This is a genomic window from Neobacillus sp. YX16, assembly GCF_030123505.1.
In the GTDB taxonomy this organism is placed as follows: domain Bacteria; phylum Bacillota; class Bacilli; order Bacillales; family Cytobacillaceae; genus Neobacillus.
On record NZ_CP126115.1, the window covers coordinates 424,435 to 442,429 of the forward strand.

Here is a 17,995-nt window from a genome sequence, read left to right on the forward strand (position 1 = left end):
GAATTATTCTCGCATCAAAACCCTATTTAGTTAGTTTTTGTTTAATGTTAATCGTTAAAAAGAGAAAAGGGACATACAAATATATAAAAAAGAAGCCGACAGATGAGTATAAATCAGCTAATCGTTCTATCTGTTTATGGCTCTCTAATACATTAGAGAACAAAAAGAATAAAAAGAGGCAAATGAATAAGCTGATACGTTGTTTGATATTTACTAACTTTTTGAGTCCGCGGCAGACTGCCCATAGATGCTGGCTAATATGAGGCAATACGACAAGGAACCATAAGGAAACGACAATATATTCAACTCTTTCTATGAAAGGAATTTCCGCAATTTTAAGTAAAGTTAAGGTCGGCCAAATCGTATGTTTGAGATGCTCTTCATTATAGAAAAGAAAAGTTATGATTGTTATGGAAAGGTATAGGAAGATTGTAAACAAAACCCCGAAATGAGCCCATTTTTTTGATTTTTCAGGATTCTTGATAAATGGATAGAACATGAGTAGAGTCTCAAAGCCAAGAAACTGAAACACCATCTTTTTAGATGATCCTAATATTTCAATAACCGAGTGATTAAAAAGAGGCAGTAAATGATTGAATTGGGCAAATTCTAAGGAAAAGAATAAAAGGGGAAACAGAAAAACAAAAGGTATAACTGTTCCCCAGAAACACACCCCGGTAATCACACGAAACCCACTGGAAACAATGTAATAAAGAAGGAATAGAAAAATCACGCTTATTTGCCATGTCTTCATTAAAGGAAACATCCAAACTTGAACAACCTCAATATAAACACGGAAAACAATCAATCCCACTACAAGAAAATAGATGATGATAAAAACATTTAATAACCCGCCAATCCATTTCCCAAAGCAAAATTGATGGATATAAATGATATCATTATTAGCAATGGTAAGAATGCGATATATCATCCAAATTAAAACATGAATGCTTATACCGGTTAATAGGACGGAAATCCATGCATCGTAACCGGCACTCTTTATAATATCTCTTTGAAAACTCATGATTCCCACACCAATAATATTAGAGTAAATCAGAAAGAAAACGAAAAAAGGAGATACTAAAAATCGTTCATCGGTTAAAGTGTGCACATTATTCCCCTCCTCTTCAAAAATGAAATCCTTACTCCCCGACACCTGTTTGTATAATATTCACCTTTGTATTGACTGTAGTTTTGAGATGTGGATACATATCCTGAAACCGGCTATAATTCCACTTTCTTGATTTTGCTCTAACCATGTCTCCAAACCCGATTGGATCTACTTGGTATTCTTGAAACAACGAGATTAATTGCTGGACTTCTTCATTAAAATGTTTATTCATAAGATTTTCCATTTTTAGGATATCTTTATTTGTGGTTACATTAAGCCAAGGCGGGACATCTTTTATCTGAGTATTCATCGTTAAATTGATAGATATGTTCGGAACTTGATCGATTTGACTAATTGTATAATGAGCTTTTGCATCCAGATTTTTTAATGAAATAAAACCATCCTTTTTATTTTCATTGATTTTGATGTGATAACGTCCATTTTTGGCTCCGTCAATTAGCATTTTTACAATAAATGACTGGTTTAAATTAATATGATTTTTATACTTGCCATTCTTAAATAAAGCTAACCCATTAATGTGGGCTTTTCCCTCCTCTATGGTAAAGTAAGGCAAATATGGATCTCCGCCTTTATTGTAAAAGTTTTCCCTAAATAGGTGTAAATTCATTTTGGGCAAATTTCCATTCTGTATATTCTGATTAATTTTATCGCTTAAATGGAAGGTAAGGTTTGTATTTTTACCTGATATTAATATATTTTCTGCTGTATGTTCGGCTATACCCAGCTGCATTCGACTTCCCACAACCGGATCCCGTTGAAGGCTTTCTATAACCGGATTAATCCCTTGTTCCGCAACCTTCTTGCCGAACAATACTAAACGTAATTGGCCTATTTCGATTGGATGCGCAGACATTGTATTCATTCTCGGGAGGATATCATCATACGAAGGAGATTTTGTCGTCAAGATATTTAATTTGGTTTGTCCTTTTTCTGTGAACGTAGGATAGATAGCCGTTCCCTTGATTTCATCCTCATGCTGATCATAACCAATCGATTCGATAATCTGAACTTGATCAATAATCCTTTCATTCTCGCACCCAGTTAGGAAGACAATGAAGCTAATCGCAAAGAAAAAACGTGAGTTCATACCTCACCTCGTCTATTATTTTCTGATCAATCATCAAAATCGTTTTTCTTTTTGATCTGGTCACTTGGATGATATCTCCAAAGGGATCGGGGACGTAAATAACTTGGTCTTTTTGAAGTGGCATTATAGGACGAACGTATAATGCTATCCGCAAAATCTTTACGCCTAAATGGATAAAAGGGAACGGTATAGGGTGTACCTAATGATTCTAAACGTGTCAGATGAACGATCAAAAAGCTTATTCCTATAACAATCCCAAATCCGCCCCATATGGATGCTAATATAATCAAAGGAAAACGTATAAAGCGTATGGTGTTCGACATTTTATAAATCGGTGTAGTAAAAGAAGCCAAAGCAGATAAGGCAACAATAATAAGCAACACATTGCTTGTAAGTGCTGCTTCAACGGAGGCCTGGCCTATTACGATACCACCTACGATTCCCAGCGTTTGTCCCACCTTAGTAGGTAAGCGTGCTCCAGCTTCACGTAAAAGTTCAATCGTCAATTCCAAAAAAAGTACTTCTAATACCGGTGTTAATGGAACGTTATGACGTGAAAAGCTAAGGGGACCGAGTAACACTTTTGGAATCATTTCATAGTGATATGTCAAAACAGTTATGTATATAGAGGTTGCAAAAACTGAGAAAAGCACACTAAAGATACGTATCAAACGAAAAAAAGACGCAATAATCCAAGGTAAATAGTAATCTTCAGGCGAAATAAAAAAATCGAGTAATGTGGAGGGGCCCGTGACGGCATAAGCCGATCCATTACTAAAAACAGCTACTTGTCCGCTAATCAAAGCAAAAACCGTTCTATCAATACGTTCCGTGGATAGAAGTAGCGGAAAAGGTGTTAATGAATTATCGGTTATGATTTGATGAAGCTGAGAAGAATCAAAAACCACATCAAAATCGATATTTTGTAATCGTTGAGTCATCGTTTGAATATGCTGCTCATTTGTAATCCCTTCAATATAAGCGATGATGACTTTAGTATGTGACATAGACCCTATTTGAATGTCTTGGATGATTAAATTAGGTGTATTGATTTGCTGCCTTAGTAAATGTATATTGATATCGATATGTTCAACAAATCCGATTTGAGGTCCTATGACGCTGAACTCATTTTCAACGTTATTTTGCTCACGCAACCCAACTTTTTCATTGGATAAATTAATTAAAGCACACTTATAATCATTTTCTTTCATTTGCAGAATAGCATACCCTTTAAGGAATTTCGATTCGATCACTTCAATGTTGTCTGTAATCAAAATATCATCAATGGGAATCGTATTCCTAATATCCTCAATGTTCTTTATGTGACCAATATCAAAAGACGGTTCTTGAAAAACATATAATACTTTGCACTGCAATTGTTCTCGATCAATTAGCGTGTTGTAGTAAGAAAGGATGAAATGTCCTGCTTTATTTATAAGTGAAAGTTGCCCAAAATCACTGGATTTTTTTGCTTTAGTAAATAAATGGTTAATATCTTGAGGACCTATTGCTTGTTTCTCAATTTTATTTTTTAAGAACTGTTGTTTGAAGGACATATAATCACCTCATCACTTAGAGCCATTCATGGTTATCTATATTATGGTGAAATTTATATTCAAATATGCATTTTGCCTAAAAAGTTTACTATTACAGAGGGTACTGTAAAAAAAGTCCCTTTCATTTGGGATGAAACGATGAATCATCGACATGATTCATTAAAAGGGCCTTAATATAAAATTGGAACTTATACACCGTTCGTAAAAGTACAATTTGATAAATACAAAAAATCGGGCCTTTTGCCAATAAAATAAAGAGAAATATCAGATTGGGTATCTCTTTAAAATGTACCCTATAGAGTGGACACTAAAAAAAGGTACGCCCTATAGGGTATTTTTATGTATAATGACTAAAAAATCAGGAAATCGGAGAATAAACAAATGCCAAGAAAACTCTTTAATGAAATGGAAATAAAAAACTTAAATGCTTTCAGGAAAAGTGGTCATTAGCCCGTATGGTCATGCTCGGATATTTTATTACGTTTGTAGATGATTTCGGGCGGAAATTAATCCATTCTCGGGTTTCACTTGAACAATCTATCAATTTTGTTTATCTAACACGTTGCTCTATTATGGACTTGCTAGAACAGGAATTACGAGAAAAAAGTATTTCTATAAATACATTTTTGAATCAATTAAGATACTTGAATATTTGTACCAGCTTATCTCCAAGACACTTCTGAATTGCTACAATGAGGAGTTAACATACACCAAATTTGCTTTAGATGAGTCCAATCTAGATTTAAAAATTACTCTAAGAGAGCTCGCAGATTTGCAGAAAGCACTAAATGAAGCTACCATTTTTTCAATTACCGATCGAGACGATAGAATTTCTTATGTGAATGAAAAGTTTTGCGATTTATATAAATATACAAGGGAAGAACTAATAGGAAAAAAATTAAAACAGGTTTTTATAAATTTAATTAAAAGTTCCATAGAGGCGATGCCAACTGGTGGTAATATCAAACATAATGGAAATGGATTAGGCCTTATGGTCAGCTATAAAATAATTCAGAACCATAAGGGAACGATAAATGTTAAAAGTAAACTAAATCAAGGAACCTCTTGTATCATCACATTTAATAAAAAAACAAAAAGAGAAGCATTTAATCTTTGATGCTAAGGTATAAATCAAACATTTGAAAAGCCCTCATATTCTTTAAATTTGAGGAGTAAAGATTTATTTAACATAGTATGTGGGAAAACTATCCTATACTGACTTTGAGGAGTGAGAGGATGTTCGTGAAAGGGAATATTATTGCAGGTGAATTTGATTCGACTATCAATGAATTTTCATTACAGAAAGTTAAGAATTTCGAAACAGAGTCGGTCCTTAATGAAGACCAGTTAAATAATATTTATCATTATTTAAAAAAACATCAGCATGAAGAGGATGGGCAAATTATTACTTTATACGATCAAATGCTTGTACGCTTAGCACAGAATGAAGTTAACCAGTTAATTGTTGATTTAGAGAAAGTAATGTCCTTGTATCACTGATACATATAAGAGTATTTTGTACGAACTAAAGAAGCAGACCCCACTGGATCTGCTTCGTTTTATGATGGATTTGTTGACCATAATCCAGCTGTTTTAACGAATACTCTTGGATTAAATTTTAAACTAGCCACGACTAATTCTGCAAGGTCTTCTGGGTGCATCACGTTTTCTTCATTGCCTTTAACAAGATTTGTATCAATGGCTAAATCTGTAACGACCGTACTTGGTGTTAAAGCAGTAACACGGACATTATGTTTTCTTACTTCTAGCATAAGTGATTCTGTTAGCCCTAAAACAGCGAATTTAGAAGCACTGTAAGCACTTGTAACAGGAGCACCTTTTTGGCCAGCAGATGAAGAGATATTGATGATATCTCCTGATTTTCTTTCGATCATTCCTGGTAATACTGCTCTTGTTACATTATACACACCCATTAAATTGACTTGGATGATTTTTTCCCATTCTTCTGGTGTTAGATCAAGGAACCCACCAAATTTAGCAACACCAGCATTGTTGATAAGGATATCAATTGGGCCTAAGTCTGATTTGATATGTTCAACAGCATGGGTAACGGATTCAAGATCGGTCACATCTGCTGTTGCTGCAGAAACCTTTACATCAAATTGTGCTAGTTCAGCAGCTACCTTTTCTAGATTAGACATATTTAAGCCGATTAGGCCTAAATGAACGCCTTCTTTTGCTAAGGCGATAGCAGTAGCACGTCCAATGCCTCTTCCTGCGCCAGTAACTATTGCAGTTTTTCCATTTAAAGAAATCATTTTATCACTCCTAAAATTATTACAAATTGAAGTAGTTCATTTTAACAGAAAGACCGCAATCTTGCATGGAAACAGCTTGCGGTCTTTCCTATTTAGAACTCGAGGAATAATATATTTATTCTAAGTTGGCGTGTTTACCGTACATTTTATTGGTATCCAAACCTTTTTTCTCCATGAACCGAAGAATCACAGCGTCGTAAAATAGTAAAAGTGTTTGCTCAAATAATGAGCCCATTGGTTGAATCGTCTTAAAATCACTCTCCGACTGATCTTTAGGTGAGCCAGGCAACTTAATTGTGATATCCGCTAATTGTCCAATAGTGGACTCAGGGAAAATGGTTACAGCTGCAATCGTCCCACCGATGTTTTTTGCCTTCTCAGCCATGGAAACTAAACCTTTCGTTTCTCCTGAACCTGATCCAATGATTAAGATGTCATCTTTTTCAAAGTTAGGGGTTACTGTTTCGCCAATCACATAGGCATCTATCCCCATGTGCATCATTCGCATGGCGAATGATTTGGCCATAAATCCAGATCTACCTGCGCCTGCAACAAAGATTTTTTTTGATTCAAGAATCCCATTAACTAATTTTTCAGCTTCATCATTCGAAATTAAATCTACGGAGCGATTTAACTCTTTTATGATTTCAGCTAGGTATTGAGTTGTATTCATGATCTGAATTACCCTTGATTAATCATTTGTTGCATTTTGGCAGCAGCAGCTTTTTTATCAGCTTGTCCAGTAATCCCGCCACCTACAATGACAAGGTCTGGTTGTACTTTGATGACTTCTGGAAGTGTGTCTAACTTAATACCACCTGCGATTGCAGTTTTAGCATTTTTTACAACACCTTTGATGGTTTGTAAATCTTCAAAAGAGTTCTTTCCAACAGCTTGAAGATCGTAGCCTGTGTGCACACAAATATAATCAACACCCATAGCGTCCACTTCTTTTGCACGTCCAGCAAGATCTTTTACAGCAATCATATCAACAAGGATTTTTTTACCTTGTTTTTTCGCTTCTTCAACAGCACCTTTAATAGACATATCTTCAGCAGTTCCAAGAATTGTGACGATATCTGCACCTGCTTCAGAAGCTTTCATTACTTCATAACCAGCTGCATCCATGATTTTTAGGTCTGCTAATACCTTTAAGTTAGGGAATGCTTTTTTAACTGCTTTTACAGCATGAAGACCTTCGTTAATTACAACCGGTGTACCGATTTCAACGATATCAATATGTTCCTCTACTTCTTTTACCAGCTCAATTGCTTCTGGGATATTTACTAAATCTAATGCTAATTGTAATTCCATCTATATTCACTCCTATAATTTTTTTATTGTTGTACAGTGATAATATCTCCAAAGGGTAATAATACTTTTACAGTAATATTATCCTTATAGTGCATTATCTGTACCTGCCAGCAATAAGGGATATCATGTCCTCTCACTGAACAATTGCAAGTATACAACGTATATAACAACAATAAAAGTACGCACTTTTATTTTACATAGTGTTAAAAAGTATACTATAAGACAAACCGCTTATATAGTCTTACTATTAACTTTAAAAGAAACAATGCACCATTCCGCATGGCCTATTTTCTGTATAAGTTGCTTGATAATTGCCCAAATTGTCATTGGTGATGTTGTTTATAAAAATCTCTTATTAATAAAGACCGGACGAAATTGGTGAAAGGATAATCAAAGAATTAAATATGAGTATTACCTATTTATATGGTGAAGGTGGATTTTTAAGTGAAAAGAAGAAAATAATCTATTGTATAACCAATCCATTTATTTATTCGAAATTAAAAAGGGTTATATTGTCAGTTGATCCTAATGCAATTATGGAGGCTACTTATGTTTGTGAGACATCCGGTTTAGATAGCTCGCTTATTACGCCAAAAGCTTCAACACATAAAGAATACTGTTCTCAACAAATTTATATCACTTATTTTTTTTTGGCCAGGGAGAGGATGCTCACCCTGGCTTTTTAATTTATTTAACACAAAAATAGATGAGTTTATTTCCTATAGTATACATTTTGTTATTATGTTATTTTTTTATCACTATTTAAATAAAAAGTGCGTACTTCCATTTGAAAAATGTAGGTATTATACTTACATCTTGTTGCAACATTGGATTCACGAAATACTGTGGTTATTGATCAGTCAACTGATCTTCCGCATTCAGTTTACTACATTGAAAGGGTGAATAGTATGTTCGGGTTACATGCAAAGCATCACAAAGTTTGTTCAAGATGCCTAACCTTCACATCGAATAATGTTTATTGTCTAAAATGTGGTCATTCGCATTTTAGGGACATCATTATTACGGTCCAAGCAGGTTCAAATAAAAATATGGCTAAGCAAGGGATTGGCTATCAATAGTTATAGTAGTTTTTTAAGAAAGGCATAAGTGAAATTTTTAATTTTGGAGGTATGTAAAATGGAGGCAATGACATTTGTCTTATTTGGGGCGACAGGGGACTTAGCAAAAAGAAAAATCTTCCCGGCTCTATATAATTTATTTTTGGATCAAAAATCTCCTCTGCCCATCTCAATTATTGGGGTGGGCAGAGGAGATTTATCAGATACTGATTTCCAAAACCATGTGGAAGATTCCTTAAAAACATTTTCTAGACGATCACTAAATGGCGATTCAAACCTTGAAGTGTTTATCCGTGCCTTTCGGTATTGCCATGTAGATGCTATCAAGGCTGAAGGATATAAAGGATTACTTGAACTCGTTAAACAACGTGAAGAAGAATTGAATATACCAGAAAATCATATGTTCTACCTATCTGTTGCTCCAGAGTTTTTTAATGTGATTGCTTTCAACATTAAAGAGAGTGGTCTAGGTTCTACTAAAGGTTGGAAACGTCTAATTATCGAAAAACCGTTTGGACATGACTTAAAATCAGCTCAAGAATTAAACGATAAACTAAGTAAAGCTTTTGATGAAGAAGAAATTTTTCGCATCGACCACTATCTTGGAAAGCCGATGGTACAAAACCTGGAAGCGTTAGGATTTGCAAATCCAGTGCTTCAAGCATTATGGAACAACCATTACATTGCGAATGTGCAAATTACTGCAAGCGAAACAGTTGGGGTTGAAGAGAGAGCTGGCTATTATGATCAAGCTGGGGCTATTCGCGACATGTTTCAAAATCATATGCTGCAAATGTTGATGATGACAGCAATGCAGCTGCCAAAACAAATTAGTGCAGAAGAGATCCGCAATGAAAAGAGAAAAGTAATAGAATCACTTTGTCCATTAAAGAAAGAGGATGTGGTGAATCATGTGATTCGAGGTCAATATGGTCCTGGTGAAATCCAAGGTAAACCAGTTGTTGGGTATACAGGAGAACCTGAAGTTGCTCCTTCTTCTTTAAATGACACATTTGTGGCTGCCCGTCTATGTGTGGATGATGATTTTTGGAGAGGGGTTCCTTTCTATATCCGTACAGGAAAAAGAATGACAGAGAAATCCACCCGAATTGTGATTGAATTCAAAAATACTCTAAAGGATTTGTATAGGACTCAAGAAGAAGAAACTGCGCCAAATCTTTTAGTAATTGAAATCAATCCAAACGAAAGTGTTTCATTACAATTAAATAGTAAAAACCCATTAAATAATGGAAAAATCGAACCAATCAATGTTGAATTTTCTGCTAAGCAAGCAGATGTTCCTGAAGCGTATGAGCTTTTAATTTACGATGCAATGCGTGGCGACTCAACATTCTTTGCACATTGGAAAGAAGTGGAGTTGTCTTGGAAATGGGTACAGCCTATCTTAGATGCTTTTGAGGAAAATACAATTCCCCTTCAATTATATCCATCCGGGTCAATGGGACCAGATGCTTCCCATCAATTATTGGCAGAGGAAGGATATAAATGGTGGTAGTAATAAAAGATGAAGAATATTTTTAGATTATTAAGGAGGAAATGAACATGAAAGTTGGATTAATTGGTTTAGGAAAAATGGGATTAAACTTAGGTCAAAATTTAATTGATAACAAGCACGAAGTAGTAGCTTTCGATGTAAATGGAAGTGCCGTTGAAGAAATGAAGAAATACGGTGCTCGAGGTACATCTGATTTAAAAGAACTTGTTGAATCATTAGAAAAACCAAGAGTTGTATGGATTATGGTTCCGCATGCTGTGGTAGATTCAGTAATTGATGAAATGACACCATTATTAGGCACTGGAGATATCGTAATTGAAGCTGGAAATTCTCACTATAAGGAATCCATTCGCCGATATAACCAGCTAAAGGAAGTAGGAATTCACTTTATGGATGCCGGTACTTCTGGTGGAATGGAAGGTGCTCGTAATGGAGCATGTTATATGATTGGTGGAGACCCTGAAGCCTGGAGCATCGTGGAACCTATTTTCAAGGATACAGCTGTCGAAAACGGATTTATCTATGCTGGTAAAGCAGGGAGCGGTCATTTCTTAAAAATGGTTCACAATGGAATTGAATACGGTATGATGGCAGCGATTGGTGAAGGATTCGAGGTATTAGAGAAAAGCAAGTTCGATTTTGACTACGAAAAAGTGGCTAGAGTGTGGAATAACGGCTCAGTTATTCGTTCATGGCTCATGGAGTTGACTGAACGTGCATTTTCAAAAGATGCAAAGCTAGATGAAATTAAAGGGATTATGCACTCTTCTGGTGAAGGGAAATGGACAGTTGAAACAGCTTTAGATTTACAAGCAGCCACTCCTGTTATCGCAATGTCTCTTTTGATGCGTTACCGTTCATTAGACAGCGATACTTTTACAGGTAAAGTGGTAGCTGCATTAAGAAACGAATTTGGTGGACATGTTGTTGAAAAAAACTAACAGAAATACATCTGTCACATTTAATAGAAAAAGAGTCAATAAAAATAGGTGAAGAAAAATAGCTCATTATTTGTGAAATGGTAATGAAAACAATGAATATGATGGTAGAAAAGGATGTGAAGTTCATGAATGTATTGGATGCAAAAATGATAAATACTCAGTAAGGTATAGAAACTTATCTAGATCTATTGAAAAATGTTGAAGTGAAAGACATTCAATATGTTAAAGAGACAGCTTCTTTTTACGAAATTACTATAGGTGTAGAGTATTTTCGGTTAAGAAATGAAAATTATTATAATAGTGAAAAGAGATATTTTAAGATGCGTATGAATTCTGATTTAAATGCTATTACTATAATAGAAACAAAAAGAGAAAGTTTATTTGCTGTGAAAAATGAATTTGAAAGATCTGCAACAAAGGAACTGATTGGAGAGTGGCTAATAAAAAGCAATGCTTTCAGAAAAGTTCTTAATGATTTGATAGCTGATAAGAAAATGGAAAACCTTAAAACTGATGAAAATATAATAGGAACAATAAGGTTCCTGGAGAAATTACTTGAAATCACAACAGAAGACATTTTAAGTGCTGGTGTTGAGAGATCTCACTAGTTTCCGAAATAACCATTAAAATGATAGAAAATTTATTTGGAGTATGTTTTTTAGAAAAGTTAAATAGGGAATCTCAAACGGTATGAATTCCCTATTTAACTTCTGCTTCTATTTCTATTTCTGTAATGCATCTTCCTATCAAGAAAATATGTTTAACTTTTCCAATCATATAAGATTCCCTAATAAACATGAGTAAGAAAACGATAATATATATCTTGCCAGGAACATTTAACAAATAAAATTAATGTAAATGGTTATCCTAATCTGTAATAGCTAGGAGGGATGATAAAATGGAACAAGTTAATCACCATACTAAAATTAATGCATCAGAAAATGCTGTCATTTGGTCACAATATGTTAATGACAGTTTGTCACGATGTATTCTTCGCTATATGTTACATGATGTAAAGGATGAAGATATTCGCGATTTACTGGAATTTGCCTTAGAATTATCAGAAACTCATTTAGAAAAAACGAAGCAATTCTTATCCTTAGAAAATCTTCCAATTCCAATAGGCTTTACAGACGAAGATGTCACAGTAGACGCTCCTAGTTTATTTACTGATACATTTAAGATTGTGTATTTACATATTATGACAATTCATGGGTTGACGAGATATGCTGGTGCCACTAGTGTTTGTATACGAGAGGATATCAGAAAATACTTTATTGAATGTACTTCGCAATCATTGGAACTATATGATAGGGTAACTAGTGTTTCATTAAATAAGGGAATTATTAACAAACCTCCTACTTTAAACAACCAACAAAAGATTGATTTTGTTAGGAAGCAAAATTATTTAACTGGTTGGTTCGGGAAACGTAGACCTATTAACGCAATTGAAATCAGTGGTGTGCATCTCAATATGCAGAAAACAATGGTGAAAATGGTATTGGAGTTAGGATTCAGTCAAGTTTGTCAATCTAAAGAGGTACGAGATTATATGGAACGTGCTCGTAAGCTTTGTATTAAACACTTTGATATTCTAAGTTCAGTGTTAAAAGAGGAGAATCTTCATGTTCCAAGGTTATTTGAAACAGAAGTAACAGATTCAACAGTTCCACCCTTTTCAGATAAACTTATGCTATTTCATATAGCGACACTGCTTTCTGCAGCAATTGCTTATTATAGTGAGGCATTATCAATGGGACAAAGAAGAGACCTAACGGCAGATTACGCACGAATGAATACCGAAATTGCCTTAATTGCTGAAGAGGGTATAAATCTATTAATAGAAAAGGGCTGGATGGAACAACCTCCCTCTGCCACTGATCACGAAAGTTTGGCAAAGAATTAGATCAATAACGGAAGAATTGGCTAAAGAATTAGGCAATCCACTTATTAGCTTTAGTGAAATAGAAAGTATAGTTATTGCTATTGATGGAGCAGATGAAGTCAATTTAGAATTAGAACTAATCAAAGGTGATGACGGCGCACTTTTAAGAGAGAAAATCATAGCGAGAGCAGCTAAAAAATTTATTGTTATAGCAGATTCATCTAAAAGGGTAGAGAAATTAGGTGCGTTTCGATTGCCTGTAGAAGTTATTCCGTTCGGTTATGAAATGACGGTAAAACATATTAGAGCCATTGGGTTAGTCCCAGAAATTCGATTAAACAGAGAAAATCCATTTATTACTGAAAATGGGAACTATATTTTTGGCTGCGAAATTTCTGAGCACGTTCAACCTGAGAGGTTAGAACGAATGCTTAACGTGATACCGGGAGTAGTTGAAAATGGGTTATTTATTGGCATGACTGACTTAGTTATCACTCTGAATCTAGAAAAAATGTTGTCATGTTAAGAAAGTAATTTCCTTTAGAGAGAGACTTTGGGTCCCTCTCTATTGTTTTATTAAATCTTTACTATGATTCTACCTCTTGCTTGTCCATTTAAAATAGTAGGTAAGGTTTCAGGTAATTCTTCTAGTGTAATTTCTTTATTCACAGTTTCAGAAAGAGTAGAAGGTATTAAATCGGTTGCCATTCCATTCCAAAGGTCTTGTCTAACATGAATTGGACAAGACTGCAGTAATACCTGCAGTCCCCAAAATCATTGATTCCATCAACGTAAAATTTTCAGGTAAAGGGACAATCCAATCACCAGGAATGCGGGCAATTCTTTAACTCCTTTCTTGAACAGCAGAATAGAATTATATACTTACCGCTAATATATAACGTATGGAAGTATATTACAAGTACAGGCTTTTATTTTATATAGTGAAAAAAGTATACTGTGGGTTATAATAAATATGGAGGTGATGTGAAATGTCGCGAATGCAGGATAAGATGTTTAATTGTGAAAAAGAATTAACTCTTTCCGTTATCGGTGGTAAATGGAAGATGCTTATACTATGGCATCTAGGAAAAGAGGGAACGAAGCGATTTGGTGAACTGAAAGCTCTTATGCCAGGGATCACGCAGAGAATGCTAGTTAATCAATTGCGAGAACTGGAAGAAGACTTGATTGTAAAACGCGTAGTCTATCCCGTGGTTCCTCCAAAAGTAGAATACTCCCTTACTGAACAAGGAAGAAGCTTGATGCCGATTCTCGATGCTATGTATAACTGGGGAAAAGATTATATGGAAACTGCTGGGTTGAATCCTTTAGTAAGACAAGAGTCGATTAGGTAAATTTTAACTGGTAATCTAAGGTTGACTCCGGCCAAGGGGGTCAACCTCTTTTCATGATAATTTAATAATTATTTTTAGTGTTTTGTAATGCCTCAAAATAAAGCTGATAATTAACTTTTATTTTCATTTTTCCCCATGCGGCTAACCATACCTTTTCGCTGATGGGTTTGGAAAAGGGGCTAAGGGTGTGTGTCCCGATTTGAAGAGGATCCACCTTCAGATCTCGCATTTTTTTTATGAGGTCCGTAGTTTTCATTTCTAATTCAGTTTCAATTTCCTTCTGAAGCTGCATCAGTTCATTTCCGTTGAGGATATTTTTATTACCTTGATATTCCTCAATTCTTCCATTTAGTTTAACGTTTATTGTAACTAGGGAAAGATTTTTATCTAAATCCACATTTACTCTTGAGCGTAGACGTCCAATAACCACATCTAATTTGGGTATTGGAAAAAACTTCAAATAGTGATCATTGTCAAGAAGTTGAAATATTTGATCTTCGGTACTTGTGACCGTTTCTATTAATTTATCATTGCTAAAAAAAGCAGTACCCTCGTAAGTAAAGTTATCTTTCGCTACTTTGAAAACAGGAAGAACGGGATCTGAAAATGGTGAAAACAGCATATTTTTATATTCATGCAAATTGACAATGGTCATTTCACCTTGTCTTTTCCTCTCATAGTGTCTTAGCATCCGATACAGGTAATAATCAAGGTACTCTTGCTTCTTTGCTTGTCTGTTAATATATTCGTCAAAATTACCTTTAACGATTACTAAATACATTCGTTGCGAAATATCATAGTCTGTCAATAGCGTGTTAATCAACTGAATAATCCCTTGTTTCGCTAATTCCTCATGAATTAAAAAATAACGGAGTTGTCCAACCTTCAATTCACGATAATATCTTAAATTAAAGTCTTTTCCTCCCTGTTTAAGGAGATCAACTTCTAGTGTTAATAAGCTTTTTGGCTCATTTACTAATGGAGGGACTAATGTACTCATTTTTATTTTTCTTTTTTCGCCTTTACTAATTGACCAAAAAGTGACAGGGGCAATATCTTCAATTGTGTTGTTCTCAACAAATGGGGCACATCCTGGAATCATGACTAATGAAACAAAGATTCCCCAAACAAAAAGCATTTTCTTTCGCCTCATGCTTTTACACGCCTTTTTAGCTTTGTCAAAAGGAGCAAGAATGTTGGGACGATAAAGTAAGTTATTCCACTTAACCAAATTTGAATATTCAGGAGAATATTTTGTTCCGCTTCAATGGACCAAATCCAATTATTCACAATTACAAAGCAGAGAAATAACATAATACAAGTGACAGCAAAACCCATACGTGAAGGTTGGGTACTTGTTTTTTTTAGGATGATTCTTGTAGCCCCATATATACATAACAAGAAAATTGATATAGCAAACACCAATAAAAACATATGTAGTGAAATCAGGATAATATCCAGTCGTTCAAACATGGGAGATTGTAAGTATCGAATCATATGAATAATAGGGTATTTACTTTTACTTAAATAATTTGAACCGAAAAAGAATAAACTCGCAATAAACAATAGCAAATACTCTGAAGTAGAAAGAGCATTCGCATAGGTTAAATATTTACGCATTTTTTGTTGTGGTTTGATCCAAGGAATTAAACAGATTAAATACTCTGGTCCTGAATATGAAGACCAAATGAGTAACAATCCTTTCCATGAATCAGTTGTCCAATTTGTTGGTATCAAGGGATACAAATCATGTAATGCAGCGATTGGTGGAATAAAAAAGGGATAATATAAAAAAATTATCCAAAAAACACATAAAAAAACAATTACCACAAACCGTATGGTATTCTTCATTCCTAGTGAAGCAACATAGGAGCTCGTAAGAAGAATGAATAAAATAATCCAAATTGAATTCATTGATGGGAAAATAAAATCATGAATGACTTCTAAGTATCCGAGTGTAATCACCGTTATTTTGATTAGTATCAATATAAGGCCTATAAAAGTCAAAAGCCTTACCATTCGAACACCAAAAAGCTCTACAAAACCTTGATATCCCTTTTTAGCATAATTTGATTCTAGCCATTTGCATAACAGCCATATATTGAGTTGGGAAAAGACTGCCATTGCAACAATGCCCCAAATCATAAACGGGTGTAATAAGTAGGTAGGCATTAAAAAAAATAGGTAAAGCATTTGGAAACGGTTGACGATGAAAAAGGCATAGATTCCGTCAAATTTAGATGATTTATCAAATAAGGAAAATGTGGTCAACTTTGAATCACATCCTTCGTTTGTATCTCCATTTCTGTAAAGGGTGTAAATGATCCGGACGGGATTTCATTTTTGTTAAAGGCCCTCTAATAAAGAGATCGATCCAGTCCTTCCAGTAAAATGGAGCGACGGGTGAAAAATAGGGTTGTTTTAAGGAAGTAAGACCATTTAGATGTGCCAAAATGGCAACAGCTCCCATGGCAATGCCAAAAACACCAAAAATGGATGAAAGGAGAAGAAAACCAAATTGAATGAGTGTATTTGCCTTCGTCATCAAATAGTTTGGTACTAAAAATGAGGAGATGGTTGAAATACAAACTAATACAATTAATACTTTGCCCGCAAAACCCGCTTGAACCGCTGCTTGACCGATAACTATACCACCAATCACCCCTAAGGTTTGACTTGATTTGGTCGGCATCCGTAAACTCGCTTCTTTTATGATTTCAAGAATAGTTAACATCAGTATTGCTTCCCAAAATGGTGTAAAAGGTAGTTTACTTCTAGATTCCGCTAAAACAAATAGTATTTGTAAGGGGATCATTTGATAATGGTGGGTTGTTAGTGCAACATAAAATGGTATCAGTGCGACGGACAGAAAAAAGCTTAAATATCGAATAACTCTTAAAAAACTTGCAACCGGCCAACGATTAATATAATCCTCTGGTGATTGGAAAAGGTGAAAAAAGGTGATTGGTGCAATTAATACAAACGGTGTGTTCTCTACCAAGATAGTTAATTTACCGAGCCCTAAGGAATAAGCACAAACATCTGGGCGGTCAGTTTGTTGGAATTGTGGAAAAATACTGTGATGATGTTCCTCCATAAATGCCGCAACCTGGGATGAATCGAAAAATAAATCAAAGTTAATTTCAGAAATTTTCTTTCTTGCTATTGATATATATTCAGGATTGGTTAACCCGTCTATGTACATTAGGACAACCGTTGTTTCACTTAATGAACCTATTTTATATTTCTCTGTTTTTAATTCAGTAATAGGAAGTCTTCTGCGTATGAGGGTGATATTTGGTTCTAATTGTTCAGTGAAACTATCTTTTGCACCGTATAAAATTGTTTCTGTTTCAGAGGTTTCAATCCCCCTACCTAATTCGTTAGGAAGAGGAATGACCAACCATTGTTCTTGGATACAATCATTCAGAAGTACAGCACCGGTGAGGAGTGATTTCTGTGCCTCTTCAAGTAATTGGATCTTCATTACTTTAGGTGTGGCTATGCTTTCGTAAATCATGGCATGTGGACATTGGATAACAGGTTCTATTATCGATTCATTCAAACGATCCTGGTCAATTAAGGTTCTTAAATAGATTAAGACAACTTTTTGATCGTTAAGTGTAGTGCGTTCGATTATCTCTACATCGTCCATATTGTTTAAAACCTGTTTTAGAGAGTCTAATGATATCTTCCTTGGCACAGGTTTTTGTGTGTCACTACTATCATTAGCAATGCTTTTACCCTTTTTCCAAAACATTAACATCCCTCACTGATATAAGCTGCCATTTGTTCACTATAGAAAAAGTGTAATGGTAATTCTTCCTTTTAGTATGAAAAAGAAAAGATTA

Annotated in this window: 18 protein-coding genes and 2 pseudogenes; 9 read left to right on the forward strand and 11 right to left on the reverse strand. The window is 34.8% G+C overall.

Annotation, left to right across the window (positions count from 1 at the left end):
• Positions 1–22 precede the first annotated feature (22 nt).
• From QNH48_RS02180 to QNH48_RS02190, 3 genes are read right to left on the reverse strand one after another with little or no spacing between them, the layout of a single operon-like run.
• A complete protein-coding gene (locus tag QNH48_RS02180) occupies positions 23–1,111 on the reverse strand; it encodes a GerAB/ArcD/ProY family transporter (RefSeq protein WP_283953566.1) in 1,089 nt (362 codons plus the stop codon).
• Positions 1,112–1,142: 31 nt separating this feature from the next.
• Positions 1,143–2,219, reverse strand: a complete 1,077-nt coding sequence (locus tag QNH48_RS02185; RefSeq protein WP_283953567.1) for a Ger(x)C family spore germination protein — start codon at positions 2,217–2,219, stop codon at positions 1,143–1,145.
• A 26-nt stretch (positions 2,220–2,245) separates the two neighbouring features.
• Positions 2,246–3,775: a spore germination protein gene (locus tag QNH48_RS02190; RefSeq protein WP_283953568.1), complete on the reverse strand. Its 1,530-nt coding sequence runs from the start codon at positions 3,773–3,775 to the stop codon at positions 2,246–2,248.
• A gap of 772 nt (positions 3,776–4,547) precedes the next feature.
• Between QNH48_RS02190 and QNH48_RS02195 the strand changes: the two genes are divergently transcribed.
• Both QNH48_RS02195 and QNH48_RS02200 read left to right on the forward strand, forming a co-directional pair.
• Positions 4,548–4,892 carry a PAS domain-containing protein gene (locus tag QNH48_RS02195; protein ID WP_349655112.1) on the forward strand — a complete coding sequence of 115 codons (345 nt, stop codon included), beginning with the start codon at positions 4,548–4,550 and terminating at the stop codon, positions 4,890–4,892.
• A 119-nt stretch (positions 4,893–5,011) separates the two neighbouring features.
• Complete coding sequence (locus QNH48_RS02200) at positions 5,012–5,275, forward strand: hypothetical protein (RefSeq protein WP_026566627.1); 264 nt, start codon at positions 5,012–5,014, stop codon at positions 5,273–5,275.
• Between the two features lie 59 nt (positions 5,276–5,334).
• Here QNH48_RS02200 and QNH48_RS02205 read toward each other — a convergent pair whose 3' ends face one another.
• The 3 genes from QNH48_RS02205 to hxlA form a co-directional block, all read right to left on the reverse strand.
• Positions 5,335–6,054 (reverse strand): 3-ketoacyl-ACP reductase, encoded by a 720-nt coding sequence (locus tag QNH48_RS02205; RefSeq protein ID WP_026566628.1) that lies wholly within the window; start codon positions 6,052–6,054, stop codon positions 5,335–5,337.
• A 115-nt stretch (positions 6,055–6,169) separates the two neighbouring features.
• A complete protein-coding gene (gene hxlB / locus QNH48_RS02210; protein ID WP_283953569.1) occupies positions 6,170–6,727 on the reverse strand; it encodes a 6-phospho-3-hexuloisomerase in 558 nt (185 codons plus the stop codon).
• Between the two features lie 8 nt (positions 6,728–6,735).
• Complete coding sequence (hxlA, locus tag QNH48_RS02215) at positions 6,736–7,368, reverse strand: 3-hexulose-6-phosphate synthase (protein WP_133370872.1); 633 nt, start codon at positions 7,366–7,368, stop codon at positions 6,736–6,738.
• A 371-nt stretch (positions 7,369–7,739) separates the two neighbouring features.
• On the opposite strand from hxlA, the pseudogene QNH48_RS02220 reads away from it, so the two are divergent.
• From QNH48_RS02220 to rpiA, 6 genes and pseudogenes are all read left to right on the forward strand, one after another.
• Positions 7,740–7,940, forward strand: a pseudogene (locus QNH48_RS02220) (YitT family protein); the annotation flags it as partial.
• Between the two features lie 565 nt (positions 7,941–8,505).
• Positions 8,506–9,963 carry a glucose-6-phosphate dehydrogenase gene (gene zwf / locus QNH48_RS02225; protein WP_283953570.1) on the forward strand — a complete coding sequence of 486 codons (1,458 nt, stop codon included), beginning with the start codon at positions 8,506–8,508 and terminating at the stop codon, positions 9,961–9,963.
• Positions 9,964–10,010: 47 nt separating this feature from the next.
• Entirely contained in the window at positions 10,011–10,904 is an 894-nt protein-coding gene (gene gnd, locus QNH48_RS02230) for a phosphogluconate dehydrogenase (NAD(+)-dependent, decarboxylating) (RefSeq protein WP_283953571.1), read from the forward strand.
• Between the two features lie 188 nt (positions 10,905–11,092).
• Positions 11,093–11,512, forward strand: coding sequence for a hypothetical protein (locus QNH48_RS02235; RefSeq protein WP_283953572.1), 420 nt, complete (start codon positions 11,093–11,095; stop codon positions 11,510–11,512).
• A gap of 290 nt (positions 11,513–11,802) precedes the next feature.
• The gene (locus QNH48_RS02240) at positions 11,803–12,810 is read left to right on the forward strand and encodes a DUF3231 family protein (protein WP_283953573.1); all 1,008 of its coding nucleotides are present in this window, start codon (positions 11,803–11,805) and stop codon (positions 12,808–12,810) included.
• 16 nt (positions 12,811–12,826) lie between these two features.
• Positions 12,827–13,315 (forward strand): ribose 5-phosphate isomerase A, encoded by a 489-nt coding sequence (gene rpiA, locus QNH48_RS02245; protein WP_283953574.1) that lies wholly within the window; start codon positions 12,827–12,829, stop codon positions 13,313–13,315.
• A gap of 50 nt (positions 13,316–13,365) precedes the next feature.
• Here rpiA and QNH48_RS02250 read toward each other — a convergent pair whose 3' ends face one another.
• Both QNH48_RS02250 and QNH48_RS30505 read right to left on the reverse strand, forming a co-directional pair.
• Positions 13,366–13,497 (reverse strand): hypothetical protein, encoded by a 132-nt coding sequence (locus tag QNH48_RS02250; protein WP_283953575.1) that lies wholly within the window; start codon positions 13,495–13,497, stop codon positions 13,366–13,368.
• 31 nt (positions 13,498–13,528) lie between these two features.
• A pseudogene (locus QNH48_RS30505) lies at positions 13,529–13,630 on the reverse strand (oxidoreductase); the annotation flags it as partial.
• A gap of 148 nt (positions 13,631–13,778) precedes the next feature.
• Between QNH48_RS30505 and hxlR the strand changes: the two are divergent.
• The gene (gene hxlR, locus QNH48_RS02255; RefSeq protein WP_283953576.1) at positions 13,779–14,144 is read left to right on the forward strand and encodes a transcriptional activator HxlR; all 366 of its coding nucleotides are present in this window, start codon (positions 13,779–13,781) and stop codon (positions 14,142–14,144) included.
• A gap of 61 nt (positions 14,145–14,205) precedes the next feature.
• Here hxlR and QNH48_RS02260 read toward each other — a convergent pair whose 3' ends face one another.
• From QNH48_RS02260 to QNH48_RS02270, 3 genes are read right to left on the reverse strand one after another with little or no spacing between them, the layout of a single operon-like run.
• The gene (locus QNH48_RS02260) at positions 14,206–15,282 is read right to left on the reverse strand and encodes a Ger(x)C family spore germination protein (protein ID WP_283953577.1); all 1,077 of its coding nucleotides are present in this window, start codon (positions 15,280–15,282) and stop codon (positions 14,206–14,208) included.
• An 11-nt stretch (positions 15,283–15,293) separates the two neighbouring features.
• Positions 15,294–16,415: a GerAB/ArcD/ProY family transporter gene (locus QNH48_RS02265; protein ID WP_283953578.1), complete on the reverse strand. Its 1,122-nt coding sequence runs from the start codon at positions 16,413–16,415 to the stop codon at positions 15,294–15,296.
• Between the two features lie 7 nt (positions 16,416–16,422).
• The gene (locus QNH48_RS02270; RefSeq protein ID WP_283953579.1) at positions 16,423–17,904 is read right to left on the reverse strand and encodes a spore germination protein; all 1,482 of its coding nucleotides are present in this window, start codon (positions 17,902–17,904) and stop codon (positions 16,423–16,425) included.
• Between the last annotated feature and the right edge of the window lie 91 nt (positions 17,905–17,995).

Bases quoted from the DNA above. Each gene is read 5' to 3' on its own strand.
- QNH48_RS02185 (WP_283953567.1), bottom strand. From the start codon at position 2,219: ATGAACTCACGTTTTTTCTTTGCGATTAGCTTCATTGTCTTCCTAACT.
- zwf (WP_283953570.1), top strand. From the start codon at position 8,506: ATGGAGGCAATGACATTTGTCTTATTTGGGGCGACAGGGGACTTAGCA.
- QNH48_RS02260 (WP_283953577.1), bottom strand. From the start codon at position 15,282: ATGCTTTTTGTTTGGGGAATCTTTGTTTCATTAGTCATGATTCCAGGA.
- QNH48_RS02205 (WP_026566628.1), bottom strand. From the start codon at position 6,054: ATGATTTCTTTAAATGGAAAAACTGCAATAGTTACTGGCGCAGGAAGA.
- gnd (WP_283953571.1), top strand. From the start codon at position 10,011: ATGAAAGTTGGATTAATTGGTTTAGGAAAAATGGGATTAAACTTAGGT.
- hxlB (WP_283953569.1), bottom strand. From the start codon at position 6,727: ATGAATACAACTCAATACCTAGCTGAAATCATAAAAGAGTTAAATCGC.
- QNH48_RS02190 (WP_283953568.1), bottom strand. From the start codon at position 3,775: ATGTCCTTCAAACAACAGTTCTTAAAAAATAAAATTGAGAAACAAGCA.
- hxlA (WP_133370872.1), bottom strand. From the start codon at position 7,368: ATGGAATTACAATTAGCATTAGATTTAGTAAATATCCCAGAAGCAATT.
- QNH48_RS02270 (WP_283953579.1), bottom strand. From the start codon at position 17,904: ATGTTTTGGAAAAAGGGTAAAAGCATTGCTAATGATAGTAGTGACACA.
- hxlR (WP_283953576.1), top strand. From the start codon at position 13,779: ATGTCGCGAATGCAGGATAAGATGTTTAATTGTGAAAAAGAATTAACT.
- QNH48_RS02250 (WP_283953575.1), bottom strand. From the start codon at position 13,497: ATGGCAACCGATTTAATACCTTCTACTCTTTCTGAAACTGTGAATAAA.
- QNH48_RS02200 (WP_026566627.1), top strand. From the start codon at position 5,012: ATGTTCGTGAAAGGGAATATTATTGCAGGTGAATTTGATTCGACTATC.
- QNH48_RS02240 (WP_283953573.1), top strand. From the start codon at position 11,803: ATGGAACAAGTTAATCACCATACTAAAATTAATGCATCAGAAAATGCT.